Below are 15,545 nucleotides of genomic sequence, written 5' to 3'. Positions count from 1 at the left end.
TTAAAAAATTAAAATTTCCACCACTTTTTCTTCTCTGATTTCTGTTCTTCTTTATTTTCTACCTCTTCATTTCTTTTGCTGAATGAAAAAGCCAGTCTCTGGTAAGGATCTTTGATATCGAAGTATAACTGCGTTCCATCATCCAGTGTAAGTGCGTCCATCATCTTATTTCCCTCCTTGATCAGACTTTGTGAAACATCGTGTTTATTAAAATGCTGCCTGATCAGATCTCTTTCATCGGAAATTCTTGTGATAATATAGGGAGAATCTTTGGTTCCGTCACCTGTTTTTTCAAGGCATTCAAAAATAGGCTGTGCTATTGTCATTTCAATATTCCTGCCTTTTTCATCACCCAATTCTTTGTAAGCAAAATACTTATAAATATGTGCCCTGGGGCTTAGCAGAATATTGACATTGGTATATTGTACAACCTCTTCAAATTTCCCTTCATTCAATAAAACCTGCATGTTTTCAATATCTTCCGAATAGGGATCGTATTCCGGATCACTGAGTACCATTTCACGGCATTTCAGGAAAGTTTCTTTGGTTGGATCGGTTAAAAATTCAAATACTTTCTCATAGGTTTTCATTGTGGTCTTCGGTTATAGTTTTTAGTTCTCGCCAGAAGGCATCTTTGTGCATTCCGAATTCGGCTATTAGTAGTTTATTAATAAACGGAATTTCTGCCAGTTTATAATCTTTTTTTTCAACAATTCTTTCCAGATACAACTTCCGGTAAGTACTGTCTTTTAATTCTTCCTTCCAGTTCACATTCTTCAGGTTAAGATCATATCCTATTCCGGAATAGTGAAACTGGGTCAGAATATCTTCCAGCATAGCAATTAAATGGTCTTCAGGATCTACAGAGTTTAAAGCAACAATCACTGGCGGTAAAAACCTTAATGATAAGTCTGCGGATAAAATAGAAGAAATATCCCGGGTTCCTTTAAATCCGGGAATAAGATTTTCAATATTTTTTTCTGTATTTTCTCTGATGAGATAAAGCTGTGCACTGTGATAGAGCACTTTTGCAGCCCATACGGCAGCTTCTTTGTTATAAGTCAGTTGATCAGATAAAAACTCAAGTCTTTCTTTTTCGAATTCTGTTTCAAAATAATCTCCTGCATCCGCCTCTTCCTGAGGGGAAATTTTCTGTAAGCTTGAAAAAAGAGTAATACATTCTTCCTTACGAAGCAAAAAGATCGTGTCTAAAAACGGTGACTTGGTTTCCATGATCTAACAAAAATAAAATTATTTCGTTGAGAATAAAATTTTTGGGAAGAAGTTTCATGTTAAATATGGAATTAAAGTATTGGAAAACGTAAAGGCGCAAAATTTAATATAGGCAATGTAGTAAGGCGCAAAGATTTTATCTTCGATAAAATGTAATACAGTGAACTATCATTCTAATAAAGTAAATCACTACGAAGTATTTTTGTTAAAAATCTTTGATTTTCTTGCGCCTTAAAACAGCATAATGTTTAACATCTTTGCGCCTTTGCATTTTTCCAACCTATATGAGATTGCTTCGTCGCTGGAGCTCCTCGCAATGACAGGTTAGGCTACGATTTCAATGATATTATTTTCAGGATCAAGGATTACACTTTCATAATATCCGTCTCCTGTGGTCCGTGGCTCTCCTGCAATTTGGTATCCATCATTTCTCAATAGTTCTGTAAGCTCATCTACTTTTTGTTCACTGGCTACGGAAAATGCAAGATGAATGATTCCATACTGCTGGGATTCATAAGAGTTTTCACTTTCTTTAATATCCGGTCTGGTCATGATTTCTAGACGACAGCCATTTTCAAAACTTAAAAAATAGGATTGAAAATTTTTAACAGGATTATGGTATTTTTCATTGGAAACCGCTCCAAAATACTTTTGATAGAACGCTCTTGATTTTTCAAGGTCTTTAACCCAGATGGCAATGTGTTCGATTTTCATTTCTTTTTTATTTGTTTGAAATTAATTTTTTATTCAACCATTTTCTAACAGGAATATCATAGAATTTCATGGAATAGTATGCTAGAATTATTGAAATTGATACAGTTATAAATCCTAAAATCCATGACAGAGGTTCGTCCAATGTATGTTTACCATTTACAACCCATGCCATATAGACATACACCAATGGGAAATGGGTGATATATATCGGATATGAAATATCACCTAAAAACTTACAGAACCTATTTGTTTTTTCATTGGTAACTTTCCCTCCGGCTCCCAGCAGAATAACAACAGGGAACATAATCATTAAAACAAAGCATTCATATAAAGCATTCTGCCAATGTGCGGTAGTTCCTCCCAAGCGGGGAAATGCAAATAAAACGATCAATAAAATACTGGTTGTAAAAAAAGCATTTTTTGTAAATTTCAGTGATACTGCTCTTGCTAAAAATATTCCCATCAAAAAAGGAAAAGCCAACCTTGTAAAACCTATTTTCATTTGTGCTGCATCATCAATAGACCAGCCTCCGATGATATCTCCATTTGGATTGGTAAATGCATAATAAATGGTAAACCCAGCTGACATCAACACCAGAATTCCTAATACGATTTTGGAAACTCTTCTTAGCACCAAAGCATACATAATATTGGCAATGTATTCAAAAAACAGTGACCACGATGGACCATTCAAAGGATGCATCTCATTCCAGCCCCTGATATCAAGACTTTTACCTACCGGAATAACCGTCATTCCAATGAACATGACCAATAGTAATTTCCAAACAGGAGTAGCGGAAATTCCCCCCCATCCCAATCCTTCCGAATGTTGAAAATAGAATAAAACAGCCCCAACCAAAGAGCCAATAATGATCATCGGCTGTAATCTCACAAGACGACGGATAAAAAAGTCTTTCAATGTCATGTTGTTCCATCGGTTATCATAAGCATAACTGATCACGTATCCGGAAAGCATAAAGAAAAAATCTACTGCCAGATATCCATGATTAATAATCTGCTTTGTATGATCTCCATTGGAAAATGTTTCAAAAACATGGAAAAATACAACCATGATGGCAGCTACACCACGGAGGCCATCAAGAATTTCATAATGAGGCTTTGATTGAGAAACAGATAACGTTTGATTCATATTTTAATAAAGATTTGATGCAAAAATAGAAGGTCTTACCTCAAAAAGTTTGTTCTATATTCTCCAATCATTGTCTTATATTTACATTATTGTGATTATTATTTCTTAAATGAAGCAAAATTTAAAATATTATCCAAAAGCAAGAACCCATACCTTTCATTTCGACCATGTTCATATCAAATGGAATCAGCAGGTTCCGTTACACCAGCAGGAAACCTGGGAATTGTCTTATATTATTACCGGAAGTGGTGTGAGAATTATTGGGGATATTGTGGAAAACTTTTCAAAGGGTGAGGTCATTCTTATTCCTCCCAATATACCTCATTGCTGGTCTTTTGATGAATCTGTTCATGACAGTAAAGGGAACATTGAGAACATTACGATTGTTTTTGAAAACGTTTTTTTAGAAAACTGTAAAAATATTTTTCCAGAACTGATGAACAGTATTTCTGAGCTTCAAAGCAATGAAAATGCGGTTTCTTTTAAAAATGAACTGTTAGAAAGGCTTCAGACCTTAATGACTTCGATGATTGATCAGAATAGTATAGAGAGACTTTCTTCTTTTATACAATTACTCGAGTTAATTTCTTACTGTAAAGAAATGCAGATTGTCGGCAGACCAGTTTCTGAAAACAAAAAAGAAAAAAAGCTGCAGGAAATATATCTTTTCATTCTAAATAATTTCCAACGGAATATTACACTGGAAGAGATCTCCAGATCTGTAGGAATGCAAAAATCTTCATTCTGTGTTTTTTTCAAAAAAATGACCGGAAAATCTTTTTTCACCTATCTGACAGAATTTAGAATAGAGTCTTCCTGCCAAATGTTATTGAAGACAAAATTGTCTGTAGCAGAAATCTGTATTGCTTCGGGTTTTAGTGATATTCCATATTATAACAGAGTTTTTAAGAAAATTAAAAACATTCCTCCAACACAGTTCAGGAAGAATGCAGAACATACCAGAACGTCAGAAATACAATAGATAAAAAGTGATAACCTACCGGATGGTCTGTTCACTATTCACATATTTGCTATCTTTGTCCCATTCAAAAAAACATTATGAGTATTCACATCAGTGCAAAAAAAGGAGAAATTGCTAAAGTAGTATTGCAGCCGGGGGATCCGCTTCGTGCACAGTATATTGCTGAAAATTATTTAGAAAATGCTAAACTGGTAAGCAAAACCAGAGGAATTTTTTATTATACAGGTCTTTATAAGGGTAAAGAAATCACTGTAGGAGCAAGTGGAATGGGATTCCCAAGTATCGGAATTTATTCTTTTGAATTGTTTACAGAGTATGAAGTAGATACGATCATCAGAATCGGGACTTGTGGTGCTTACAACACAGATCTTCAACTTTTTGATATTTTAAATATTGATAAAGCGGCCAGCGAAAGTACTTATGCCAAATATGCATGGGGAATTGAAGATGAAATCCTTTCTCACCAGGGGAATATCTTTACGACCATCAATGAAACGGCTAAAGAATTATCATTAAATGCTAAAGCCATCAATATCCACAGTAGTGATATTTTCTACAGAAAAGATCCTGCAACTCCGGAAATTGCTACAAAATACAACTGTCCTGCAGTAGAAATGGAAGCTTTCGGTTTATTCGCCAATGCTCAACATTTAGGAAAAAATGCAGCGACTATTCTTACGGTAACGGATATTATCCCAACCCATGAGAAAATTTCTGCTGACGAAAGAGAAAAAGCGTTGAATCCAATGATGGAGCTGGCTTTGGAATCGGCAATAAAGAGTTTATAAGAACCGGAAAAGCAAATTCGCTATAAAAAAAGAGCTTTACTTTATCAGTAGAGCTCTTTTTTATAGTTTGAAAAAATTTCTGGCCGTTTCTGTAGTCTCATCCGCCACCTCAGAAATACTGATCCTCTTCAGATAGGCAACCGTTTGGGCTACGTAAGGTAAAAAGGATGGTTCATTCCGTCTGTTTTGCATTCTGGGCATATTTTTCGGAAGCATAAAAGGAGCATCTGTCTCAATCATCATCCTGTCAAGAGGAACATATTTTATAACATCTTCCAGGTGTTTAAATCTTTTTTCATCACTGATTGCGCCTGTGAACCCTAAATAAAATCCTTTATCCAGATATGTTTTTGCTTCGTTCAATGTTCCGGTAAAGCAATGTACTACGGCTGCAGGTAATTGGGGAAGGTATTCGTCTGTGATCTCATTAAACCTTTTAAATGCAGATCTTTCATGAAGAAAAAGCGGTTTATCAACTTCTATTGCAAGCTCCAGCTGAGCTTTGTAACATCTTTCCTGAATGGGTCTCGGAGAGAAATCCCGATCAAAATCCAGTCCGCACTCACCTACTGAAATCACATGATCTTGTTTCAATAATTTCCTGAGTTCATTAATACTTTCGCCGTTAAATGATTTGGCATCATGAGGATGAATTCCAGCTGTTGAAAATAGAATTTCCGGATATTCTTCTGCAATTTCAGCAGATTCTTTGCTACCTCTTACGCTGGTTCCGGTGAGAATCATATGTTCTACCCCTTGATCCAAAGCGCGGTTGATAATTTCTTCGTGTTCATTATAGAACTGTTTATTGGTCAGATTAATGCCAATATCAATGTATGTGTTCATTTGTTTTTAAATTTTTATTATTTCTTTAATCATTGTCTTTAATTGTGGTAATGCCAATGTACTGCTTTCCCGGATTGAACAGAGTGTTTTGCTTCCTTTCAGAATATAATCGAAATAAGTATCACTTTCAGGGTTGATAAGCACAATCCATTTGGCTCTTATTTTTACTGTTTCTACAATATTGACAGGCAGTGCCGTAGATCCTGAAGTTCCGATGACAAATAAAATATCTGTGTGATCAGCAATATCATAGGCGGTATCAAAATAGTAGTATTTTTCGTTATAAGACTCATCAAACCATAATGTATGAGGTCTTAGCCAGCTTCCACATTTTTTACATTTCAAACCTTCAATATCTTCTGGTGTAAGATCTTCAGTATATTCTTTCTGTTTCACATTTTCAGGAAAGTCAATAGGTTCGCTGCATTCTTTTGAACAACGTACTTTCTGTTTATTTCCATGGATTTCATAAACTTTTCGGGTACCAGCTCTTTGATGGAGGCCATCTACATTCTGAGTGATCAGCTTAAATCTCTCTCCCAGAAGATTTTCTATTTCTGTCAGTGCAAAGTGTCCTTCATTCGGTTGTGCTTCTTCAATAAGTTTCTTCCAGAAAAGATTGTACTGCCAGACTTCTTCTGTTTCTTGTCTGAAATATTTTAATGTTCCAAATTCTTCCGGACGATGGTACTTAGTACCTTTGATCCAGATTCCATCAATAGAGCGATATGTTGGAAGACCGCTTTCTGCAGAGATTCCCGCTCCGGTAAGAAATGTAATATATCCTTTTTTCTCTTTGATAATGGTATGTAAAATTGATTGTAATTCTTCCATGATTTTTAGTTTAAAAAAATAGAAACAGATCGGGTTCGAACCGATGACTTTCCTTTGAGTGGAATATTTTTCCAGTTAAACTACTGTTTCTTGTTTATGTTTCGGCTCTCAGAAGATTAAAGTATTCTGAAGCTGTAAGAGGTCGTATTTCTCCTGTGGGGGTTACTTTTTCTTTCAATTCGCAGATGAGCAAATCGCCTTGTCTCTTCAAGCATTTTATATAAGGAATCAGATTACTGTGTATTCTGAAGGTAGATGCAATGGCTGTCAAAGCATCACCTTTATATCCCTCCTCTATCCATAGCCAGTGTTCTTTTTCCGTAGACGGACACCAACATTTCACTGCATAAGAATATTCTGCCCTGCTTCCCCAGATGAATACACCCAGTTTACGGTTTTCAACTTCATGCACTTCATAACGGTTGACTTTTCGGATTAGTTTTTCGTTTCCGTTTTCATCATACTCCTGGTAGGCAATTTCAATTTCTTTTTCATTGATCTTTCTGGATTCAAGTTTTTCCATCAGATTTCCTACGCCATAATAACTGAAGCAGAACAGTTTAAAATTCCGATCTTCTGATTTAAAGAATTCTTCATATTTCATGGGCTCCACTTCCGTCCAGAGACTTTCAATTTTATCTAAAACCTGTGTAAAAAACGGAGTAGTAAAAGATTCCCATTGTCTTTCATATTCACGGGTTTCAAAATTCTGAAAGCTGCTGTGTCTTAATTTTAAGATCGCAACCAGTTTTCTCAAAGGATAACGCTTTTCCTGGAAAATATAAGGGAAAGATGTTCGTGAGATCATGAAATGATCTTTCGTAAGATGTAGGTTATTATTTATTTTAAAATAAATATTCTTTGCAATATGTTCAAAGCCATCATAGGTACCGTACAAATAATTGTTGATACATTCCAACGCAGGGAACTTCAGGTCCTTCATCCTGGAATCTCCCCATTCCCCAAGATACTCCAACGATTTAAAATCTGTCGTAGGGTTCACATTATACAAAAACTGAATTTTCCCGTTAACTTTTTGAAGGTGTTCAAAACTATCGGTTTCATGAATAATCAGATCTCCTACCTCAGCAATGTTAGGAGCAACCGCATTATAGGTATTGAAAACACCTTTCACATATCGAAGAGCATTCAAATTGCACTTTTCAGAACCATTATACATGAAATTTCCATTAATATCAGTCAAAACAGGAAATGATCCTCTGCTTCCTCCATTGAGCATTATATTACCTGATTTCTCAAGCGCCGGAAAAGTGACATAAGAACCATTTTCCATATGAATACTTCCGCTTGTTTCCTGAAGCACCGGAAATGAAGCACTGGTATTTTCAAATTTCAGGTTACCGATCAACTTCTTCAGCACAGGAAAATGATGGGTAAATTTATGTCCAATATGATATTCACTCCTTATTCTAAGCGTACCATGAACGAATTCCAGATTCGGGAATGAAACATTTCGTCCCACAATCGTAATTTTACCACGGATTTCCTGATGAGGAATTATAATATTATCTCCAAGGATATTGATATCAAAAATACCATCTTTCAGAAGCAAATCCGCCTGAAACTGATACTGAACAGGAATAACATCTCTTGTTTTCAGCAACTTCCCATTCCTCGTATTTACCGTAGCATTCTTTACAGCAATGCATCCTCCGATAGTTTCCAGGTTTTTAAAAGTAGTATCAACAATACACTTAAAATTTCCTCTGACTTGTTTAAGGTCGTTCATCACGGTATGACAATGCATGGTAAAATGACGTTCTACTGTTTCCAGTTTTGGCAATTCACAATTTTTGGCGTCAATAGAGAGGTTTCCTGTGATAAGTTTCAGCTCCGGGAAACGGCATCCTTCGCCACGCAAAAGCAGGTTTCCTTGTATTTCTGTACAATGAAAGGTGATGTTTTTAGCATACACTTCTATCAGAGCATGGTCATCAAAAACAATATTCGCCCAGTCTTCTTCGGAGAATATTTTATATTTTTTTATGGTATCAGTCGTATGCATTTTCTATCATTTGAGTTATCGGGTTATATTCCTGCTGGATATATTTTACAAAGTAATCACTCTCTATACGGAGCATCTTATGTTCATTATGAGATATAAAGGCATCTTCGGAAATCTGGAAAGCTTCTGTAGTTCCGGCTTTAGCATAGATATGATACTCTCTTGTCTTCAACATATGCTGGTTGCTTGTTTTCTCAAGACAGTATTCTCTATAATCCTTTGTATATTCTGCAAGATTTTTAATTTTATGATGATAGCTTCGGTTTGTTTTTCTTTCTCTCGGGGTAATAATAGGTTCTGTCACTTTCTTTTCTTTCACTAAACTTTCTGAGGCTTCTCTTTTTTGTTCCTGTAAAATACTTTGTCTTTCTTGTAGCATTTCGGCTCTGGAAAGCGCCAACGCTTTTTCCATTGGAGTTCTCTCTCTCCTTTGTATAGGTACCGGAATCTGAATTTCATCAATAATGTTCAGATAAATCAATAATTTTTTAAGCATGGTATTATATTTTAAAATGAAAGCCAAAGAGACCGGGATCGAACCGGCAACCTATCCCCCATGGATATGCTTTTCCTGATTAAGCTACTGCTCTGACTTTCGAATTAGGGAGATAAGCACGATTCGAACATGCATCGATTCCGGGCAGGGAATCGTTTTTCCGTTAAACTATTATCTCCATTGTTTATATGGGAAGTACAGCAGGATTTGAACCTGCAGCTCGTCCGTGCTGAGGACGTATTCTTCTCCTTTTGAACTATGTACTCCTGTGAAACGGACAGGAATCGAACCCGCAACCTCTGGCGTGGCAGGCCAGCGCTCTTCCGTTGAGCTACCGTTTCAATAGTTGGGAGATAAACGGGATTCGAACCTGCAACTCATTTTAGCAAAATGTATTTTTCCATTTAATACTATTATCTCCGTTTGGATTTTACCAGGTATGAACTTTATAATTTTTCAATAAAACTCCACTAAAGTAATTTCCTTGTATTCCTTCTATCACAGGGTGCAGAATTCTGGCCGCTCCATCCACAGAATCTAGTGGCGGAATATATCCCATCTCAAACTGTTTCTTTCTAAGGCTTTCTTTGGCTCCTGTAGAAATCCATCCCACATCTACGGCACTCATATAAATCTGATCATTTTCAAATTCTCTTGCAGACGTCAGAGTCATCATATTCAAAGCCGCTTTTGTCATATTCGTATGCGGGTGAAAAACTGTTTTATTCTCGTAACTGAATATTCCTTCTGATGAAGTGACATTAATGATAAATTTCTCTTTAAATTCTGAGCTTTTCATCAATGGCTTCAGTTCTTTGATCAGGAAATATGGTGCTATATGATTGATGAGGTTTACCTCTACCAGTTCATACATAGAAACTTCTTCCAGCGTAGAATTCCAGCTTGTTTTTTCTCTATCATCTACCGGCTGACCAAAACGGGTAAGTGCAACCTGCGTTTCCTCATTTTGAGCATATTCCACTTTTGCTATTTCATTTGAGATTTCCGTCTGGTTCGGGATCAGAGTATGGACATCTTTAAATTCTATCAGTTTTTCTTTTTCACGTTTTATAATCGGAAGATAATATGCATCAGGATATTTTATCGTCTGTGCTGCATTGTTGATCAGAATATCCAGCGTATCAAAATTCAATTTATAAAAGTCTATAAAATCCTGGATCGCCTTCAGATTTCTAAGATCCAATCCATAGATCCAAAGTCTGTCTTTCCAGTTTTCATAATCTGCCTCCTGCTGCATAAGCTCCATCGCCAGTGCCGGAAAACGGGTTGTCAAAACCAAATTGGCCCCGTTTCTCAACACCTTCAATGCAGTAGCAAAACCTACCTTCACTCTTCCTCCTGTCAGGATTATATTTCTTCCTGTAAGATCAGCTGTTTCAAAACGTTTTTCATAGTTTTCTCCGGCACATACAGAACATAATCTGGAATAGAAAGAATGAGCATACTGATAACTTTGGTTACAGCAGTAGCAGTTTTTGGGAATCTGAAGTTTTGTAAGTTTTACTTCTTCTTTTTCATCATCATAAAAAGCAGAAACACCGGCCAATGCTTTCTGCATCAGTACCGCATTGGAATTTACCACCAGATCATGAGACTTCATTTCAGAGTAACTTTCATGACGACTTTGTTTTTTGGCGTTCTTATGAATCTTCGTAATCAGTCCTGAAAATATTTTGTTATCAGGGTTCAGGAAAGGGTCTTCCTTCAGGGCATTCAAAACCTTGAGACATATTTCCCATTCTTCGGTTGAAAATTTTTGTGCTGATTGATTCATAGCTTCTGTTTTATATCTGCAAAACTAGAAGTATGGTACGCAATGTTTTTACGCAGTTAAAAAGAAGGTAAAAAAAGACGAAAAACGAAAAGAGAAAATAGTTTTAAGGTTAAAAAATCTGATTAATCTATCTAATTTGCGGGCTTATGTATTTTCCCACAGATTTCACAAATGACACAGATCTTTGCATTTTATTCATTGATAAATCTTTCCAGAAAGCCAATCAGTTTTGTTCCTCCATGGCTCCATCGGATACCGTGGCCTTCTTTTTCCCGGACTTCAAAAACCAGTTCATGTTTGTAGTGGAAGAAAACATTCCACCAGGTTTTATTATCAAGAATATCATGGATTTTCGCCATTACTTTCTCCTGTTTCTGCTGATTATTTCCTTTGATCTCACCCCAGAAATCGTCATCCATTCTCCCGATGTGCTTCTCCCAGGCTCTCTGTGCAATGGTAATTTCATTATTAAATGGCTCCTGACAGGCATTGATCAACATTGTTTTCAAGGGAGGAATTCCATTTTCATCACGAATACTTGCAGAGGTTAATCTTTGACCTAAGATATTCAGCCAATGTTCAAATGGAATGGCTTCCAGAAATTTTGCTTTCACCTCATCGGAATGGTTACTTTCAAGAATGGTAATAAATTGTTCAAAACTTTCCTGTCTGTTGATCTTTATTTCTTCGTTAAAATAAGGGAAGTTCCATTCCAAGGCATTTTCCTTAAATCTGTATATATTTTTTTCCAGGTTTTCCAGATGTTCTTTTACTAAAACGGATTGATATTGATCTTTCCAGGCTTCGGAAAATAAGGAAATATAAGGTTCAAACAAATTCATACTTATTTTGTTTTGATGAGGTTAACAGCAATATTTTCTTCTGTAATCAAATATCCAATCAGATTAAACCATTCTTTACAGTGATCCAGAATCCAGGCATCCGAGGAAATGATGAGCTCCGAACTCTCCGCCAAAAATTTATCGGGATTGTATTGCAGGTCCGCTTCCCAATTGAGCTGGTGCTGCTCAGCAAACTCAAGAATACTCTGTTTGATTCTTCCGCTGTTGGAAACCGGTTTATCAAAGATCCATACCAATTTCTGAATCTGGTTTTTTTGATGAAAAGCAGCAACCAATTCCATTGCTTTCAAGGTCTGATTAACTCTTTTATAGGTACCATGAACTCCGGAAAGATCACGGATACAGCCATCCAATCCTTCAAAAATATAGGCTTCCGAAAGCAGACTTTCCAGCAAGATCAGAACATTAAAACCATCAAGATAAATTGTTTTTCCATTTAAATCAGATGCTTCTAAGTGCTTCAATTCTCTATTGTGAAGCTGTACAGCAGATGCGGATGCTCCACGCAGAGCCTGTATCTGGCGGGTTTTCAATCGATATCTGTTTCCCACAAGATCAGAAGCCGCTTTTTCCGGGTACTCTCTGGTCAGCAGATACTTCATATCTTCAACAGCCAGTTTCAGTTTATTGACCTGTTTCTCCGAACCGAAAAGGGTATCATCGCCGGTATTTTTTCCACGGTTTCTGTTATTCATACTCAAAAATAGAATTTTTGGTGAGTTTTATGGCAGAAAATTTATTTTATTGATGAAAGTCAGCAACCATAACCACCCCGTCACAAATTCTTTGAATTTTTGCCACCCCTCCAGAGGAGGGGAATTAAGTACCGCTTTTAGTGGCATTTGTTAACAATATCATTTTTCTCATGCTGAATCGGAATCTGTTATATTTTCTACAACAAAAGAGATATTTTATACAACGCATTGATATTTATTAGGAATAAGTTTGCAAAGACTTAAAAAATACCCTTATGAATACCCTGAAAAAATTATGTTATCTGTCTGCAGCCGTTTTGTTGTCAGCATCTTTCGTTTCATGCTCAAATGATGACGATGAAATTATTATTGAACAGCAGACTCCCTCACAGACATTGTCTTCTACTCCATGGGAAACAACAGGAGCTAAAGATAAAAATGGAAATAGTGTAGCCCTTACTGATGCCAGTGTTGCCGGATATGTAGGTTTTGCTTATTTCAAATCAGATGGGAAGTTTGCCATTTATAATCTTACGGATGTGCTGAGATCTATGGGAACATGGTCTGTAGATGCACAGGGAAAAACCAGAACTATTGCAGCATTGAATCCGGATGGAACTACTATTTTCACCCGTGATGTTGAAATCCTTGTTTTAAATAAAAATGAATTTACCTATAGAATTCGTCCCAACTCCAGTGATCCATCTGTTTATTATGATATCATCCATACGAAAACTGCTCACGCAGAACCAACCAACGGACAGCTTACTCTGGCTTCCACTCCATGGGAAACAACAGGGGCGAAAGATAAAAGTGGAAATAATGTAGCGTTAACTGATGCCAGTGTATCCGGATTTGTAGGCTATTCTTATTTCAAAGCTAATGGAACTTTTAAAATTTTTGGATTGAATGATGTGTTGAGATCTGAAGGAACGTGGTCTATTTCTCCGGACGGAAAAAAAAGAACCCTTACCACTCCTACATTTACGCGTGTTGTAGATATTCTGGTTCTGAACGAAACTACGTTTACTTATAGAATTACCCCTGATGCAGCCAACCCAGCAGTATTTTACGATATTATACATACTAAGGTAAACCATAAGGAACCTTTGTAGTGATTATTTTTTTGATAAGAAGGAAAAACCTGCTCAGTAATGGGCAGGTTTTTTTTATTTTAAAGTTGATTAAATCGTTCATTATACATATTCCTCCCACCACTTTTTCCAGATGATTGTTCCCAACTGGTCTAAGTTTACTTTTTCTCCGATCACAGGAAGTGTTATTGGAATATTGTTTTCTTCTGCATGTTTCGACGAAAGCTCCAAAGGTTCATACCAGGTATGCTGTGCCAGCTTGAATTTGGAGTTGTGTACCGGAATAAAGTTTTTGGCTTTCAGTTCTTTTATTTCCGGCATCAGCTGCTCCGGCAAAGTATGAATATAAGGCCATTTTTCATTGTATTGTCCGGTTTCCATGATGGCTAAATCAAATGGTCCATATTGTTCTCCAATTTGTGCAAAATGATTTCCATAACCGCTATCACCACCTAAAAACAGATTTTTCGTTGGAGTTTTTAAAACAAAGGAAGTCCAGAGTGAAATATTACGGTTCAGTAATCTTCCGGAAAAATGTCTTGCCGGAGTGAGCGTAACTCTGAAACCTTCTGCAATGTCTATACTTTCCCACCAGTTTTTTTCGATGATTCTGTCAAAATTCCAGCCCCAGTATTCAAAGTGCTGCCCGGTTCCCAAGCCGCAAATAACTTTACCTACCTTATCTTTTAATTCCTGAACGGTTTTATAATCCAGATGATCCCAATGGTCATGTGAAATAAGCAGGAAGTCTATATCCGGCATATGTTCCGGTTTATAATAATCGGCTCCCTGAAAAGCCTTTATAGAACCTGGCATAGGGGAAGCATTTCCACTGAAAACAGGATCTATCAGAAATTTCATTCCATCCACTTGTATGAAATAGGAACTATGCCCAAACCACACCAGTATATTTTCATCAGGCTGAAGATTGTTGAGATCAGTCACTACAAAAGGAAGAGCTTTCTTTGGTAATGTATTTTCTACCTTGCAAAGGCTTTGCAGAAGCAGTTTGGTCATACTTTCGCCTTCTAATAATGCAGGTGTTGTCAATATATTCTGAAATCTTCCGTTGAGATAATTGGGAAGTGTACTGAAATATTCTTTTCTTTTTTCATCGGGAAACTGTCCGAGCTGTTTTTTCAAATTCTTCATTCACTTAATTTTAAATCCGGCATTAGTTTCTAAAGAAATACTCTCTATCTTATTGGCTGGCAAACCTCAATATAAAATAAATATAAGCATAAGATTTTGAGATGAGAAAATAAAATTGAAAGGAGGTGGAAATTTTAATCCTCCATCATCTGATGAGATCTATTCTTAAAAAAGCCATTTAGCCAGTCCCAACATAATAATTCCTAATACTGTACAGCATACGATCAATATTGCAAAAGTTTGTACAAATGCTGTCCAATACTTTTTCTTATCAAATGTAAAATCAACAGGATTGATATAGTAGACCTCATAAACCATGGGATCAATGTGTAAGTCCGGTCTGAAGTACACAATTCCCTGAATATATTTTCTTCGTAAGGCTTTTAAATTTCCAATATAAGAACTGTAGCCTGCTTCTATTCCATCAAAATCAACTTCGGCTACTGAGCCACCATCATTTACCCACAATACATAGATTTTGTTTCTTGGGGTAATGCTTACATCATATTCATCTGAAAAGCTATATTTTTTCAGATTCTGATAAAGAATTTGATCTGTTGTTCCATCTGCTCTTTTATAATGAATTCCCTGATCATCAATCCTTATCTTTCTAACCACTCTTTTTCTGATTTTCTTCTGATAAATAAAGAAACGATATAAACCGAATGCAAGAGCCGGATAATATAGTATTGCTATGACAACAAATAGTACCACTTTATCGCTAATCACAACAGGCAATCCCAATATCAGCAGAAAGGCGGCCAACAATAAAAGCATCCCAAAAATCCTGGTAAGCCAGGTCATGAACCACCATGTTTTAGAAACTAATGGTAAAAAATCTTTTCTTATATCCTCTTGCATCTGTTCAAGATACGAA

16 protein-coding genes and 6 tRNA genes are annotated in these 15,545 nt (G+C 36.3%); 3 read left to right on the top strand and 19 right to left on the bottom strand.

Annotated elements, in window-relative coordinates:
- Positions 1–8: 8 nt before the first annotated feature.
- The 4 genes from CQ022_RS00620 to CQ022_RS00605 form a co-directional block, all read right to left on the bottom strand.
- Positions 9–590: a DUF4919 domain-containing protein gene (locus CQ022_RS00620; protein WP_105684306.1), complete on the bottom strand. Its 582-nt coding sequence runs from the start codon at positions 588–590 to the stop codon at positions 9–11.
- Positions 577–1,233, bottom strand: coding sequence for a hypothetical protein (locus CQ022_RS00615; RefSeq protein WP_165791709.1), 657 nt, complete (start codon positions 1,231–1,233; stop codon positions 577–579). Before CQ022_RS00615 ends, CQ022_RS00620 begins: the two co-directional genes overlap by 14 nt.
- A 324-nt stretch (positions 1,234–1,557) precedes the next feature.
- The gene (locus CQ022_RS00610; protein ID WP_105684307.1) at positions 1,558–1,947 is read right to left on the bottom strand and encodes a VOC family protein; all 390 of its coding nucleotides are present in this window, start codon (positions 1,945–1,947) and stop codon (positions 1,558–1,560) included.
- A 7-nt stretch (positions 1,948–1,954) separates the two neighbouring features.
- Positions 1,955–3,097: an acyltransferase family protein gene (locus tag CQ022_RS00605; protein ID WP_105684308.1), complete on the bottom strand. Its 1,143-nt coding sequence runs from the start codon at positions 3,095–3,097 to the stop codon at positions 1,955–1,957.
- 109 nt (positions 3,098–3,206) lie between these two features.
- On the opposite strand from CQ022_RS00605, the gene CQ022_RS00600 reads away from it, so the two are divergent.
- Both CQ022_RS00600 and deoD read left to right on the top strand, forming a co-directional pair.
- A complete protein-coding gene (locus CQ022_RS00600; RefSeq protein WP_105684309.1) occupies positions 3,207–4,079 on the top strand; it encodes an AraC family transcriptional regulator in 873 nt (290 codons plus the stop codon).
- 77 nt (positions 4,080–4,156) lie between these two features.
- Complete coding sequence (gene deoD / locus CQ022_RS00595) at positions 4,157–4,867, top strand: purine-nucleoside phosphorylase (RefSeq protein ID WP_105684310.1); 711 nt, start codon at positions 4,157–4,159, stop codon at positions 4,865–4,867.
- Positions 4,868–4,927: 60 nt separating this feature from the next.
- On the opposite strand, the gene CQ022_RS00590 is transcribed toward deoD, so the two are convergent.
- The 13 genes from CQ022_RS00590 to CQ022_RS00550 form a co-directional block, all read right to left on the bottom strand.
- On the bottom strand, positions 4,928–5,713 hold the full coding sequence (locus CQ022_RS00590) for a TatD family hydrolase (protein WP_105684311.1): 786 nt from the start codon (positions 5,711–5,713) through the stop codon (positions 4,928–4,930).
- A 6-nt stretch (positions 5,714–5,719) separates the two neighbouring features.
- Positions 5,720–6,547 carry an SIR2 family NAD-dependent protein deacylase gene (locus tag CQ022_RS00585; protein WP_105684312.1) on the bottom strand — a complete coding sequence of 276 codons (828 nt, stop codon included), beginning with the start codon at positions 6,545–6,547 and terminating at the stop codon, positions 5,720–5,722.
- Positions 6,548–6,567: 20 nt separating this feature from the next.
- Positions 6,568–6,637, bottom strand: a tRNA-OTHER gene (locus CQ022_RS00580).
- Between the two features lie 4 nt (positions 6,638–6,641).
- Positions 6,642–8,573 carry a hypothetical protein gene (locus CQ022_RS00575; RefSeq protein WP_105684313.1) on the bottom strand — a complete coding sequence of 644 codons (1,932 nt, stop codon included), beginning with the start codon at positions 8,571–8,573 and terminating at the stop codon, positions 6,642–6,644.
- On the bottom strand, positions 8,560–9,069 hold the full coding sequence (locus CQ022_RS00570) for a hypothetical protein (RefSeq protein WP_105684314.1): 510 nt from the start codon (positions 9,067–9,069) through the stop codon (positions 8,560–8,562). Before CQ022_RS00570 ends, CQ022_RS00575 begins: the two co-directional genes overlap by 14 nt.
- Before the next feature lie 23 nt (positions 9,070–9,092).
- Positions 9,093–9,164: transfer RNA gene (locus CQ022_RS22820), tRNA-Pro, on the bottom strand.
- Positions 9,165–9,177: 13 nt separating this feature from the next.
- Positions 9,178–9,247, bottom strand: a tRNA-OTHER gene (locus tag CQ022_RS22815).
- Between the two features lie 11 nt (positions 9,248–9,258).
- A tRNA-Ala gene (locus CQ022_RS22810) sits at positions 9,259–9,335 on the bottom strand.
- A 3-nt stretch (positions 9,336–9,338) separates the two neighbouring features.
- A tRNA-Gly gene (locus tag CQ022_RS00565) sits at positions 9,339–9,410 on the bottom strand.
- A gap of 8 nt (positions 9,411–9,418) precedes the next feature.
- A tRNA-Ser gene (locus tag CQ022_RS22805) sits at positions 9,419–9,489 on the bottom strand.
- A gap of 10 nt (positions 9,490–9,499) precedes the next feature.
- Positions 9,500–10,864 (bottom strand): SDR family NAD(P)-dependent oxidoreductase, encoded by a 1,365-nt coding sequence (locus tag CQ022_RS00560; RefSeq protein WP_105684315.1) that lies wholly within the window; start codon positions 10,862–10,864, stop codon positions 9,500–9,502.
- A 191-nt stretch (positions 10,865–11,055) separates the two neighbouring features.
- Positions 11,056–11,706 carry a hypothetical protein gene (locus CQ022_RS00555; RefSeq protein WP_105684316.1) on the bottom strand — a complete coding sequence of 217 codons (651 nt, stop codon included), beginning with the start codon at positions 11,704–11,706 and terminating at the stop codon, positions 11,056–11,058.
- A 2-nt stretch (positions 11,707–11,708) separates the two neighbouring features.
- Entirely contained in the window at positions 11,709–12,422 is a 714-nt protein-coding gene (locus CQ022_RS00550; protein ID WP_165791710.1) for a DUF434 domain-containing protein, read from the bottom strand.
- Between the two features lie 275 nt (positions 12,423–12,697).
- Between CQ022_RS00550 and CQ022_RS23115 the strand changes: the two genes are divergently transcribed.
- Positions 12,698–13,537, top strand: a complete 840-nt coding sequence (locus CQ022_RS23115; RefSeq protein WP_228421833.1) for a DUF4822 domain-containing protein — start codon at positions 12,698–12,700, stop codon at positions 13,535–13,537.
- Positions 13,538–13,618: 81 nt separating this feature from the next.
- Here the strand turns inward: CQ022_RS23115 and CQ022_RS00540 are convergent, their stop codons facing one another.
- Together CQ022_RS00540 and CQ022_RS00535 are read right to left on the bottom strand one after the other, a co-directional pair.
- The gene (locus CQ022_RS00540; protein WP_105684318.1) at positions 13,619–14,668 is read right to left on the bottom strand and encodes an MBL fold metallo-hydrolase; all 1,050 of its coding nucleotides are present in this window, start codon (positions 14,666–14,668) and stop codon (positions 13,619–13,621) included.
- Between the two features lie 165 nt (positions 14,669–14,833).
- Positions 14,834–15,529: a hypothetical protein gene (locus tag CQ022_RS00535; protein ID WP_105684319.1), complete on the bottom strand. Its 696-nt coding sequence runs from the start codon at positions 15,527–15,529 to the stop codon at positions 14,834–14,836.
- Positions 15,530–15,545: the final 16 nt, after the last annotated feature.

It is taken from the genome of Chryseobacterium culicis (assembly GCF_002979755.1).
Classification (GTDB): Bacteria; Bacteroidota; Bacteroidia; order Flavobacteriales; family Weeksellaceae; genus Chryseobacterium; species Chryseobacterium culicis_A.
The sequence above is the reverse complement of the archived record's forward strand: the minus strand, read 5'-3'. Positions and strand labels throughout refer to the sequence as shown.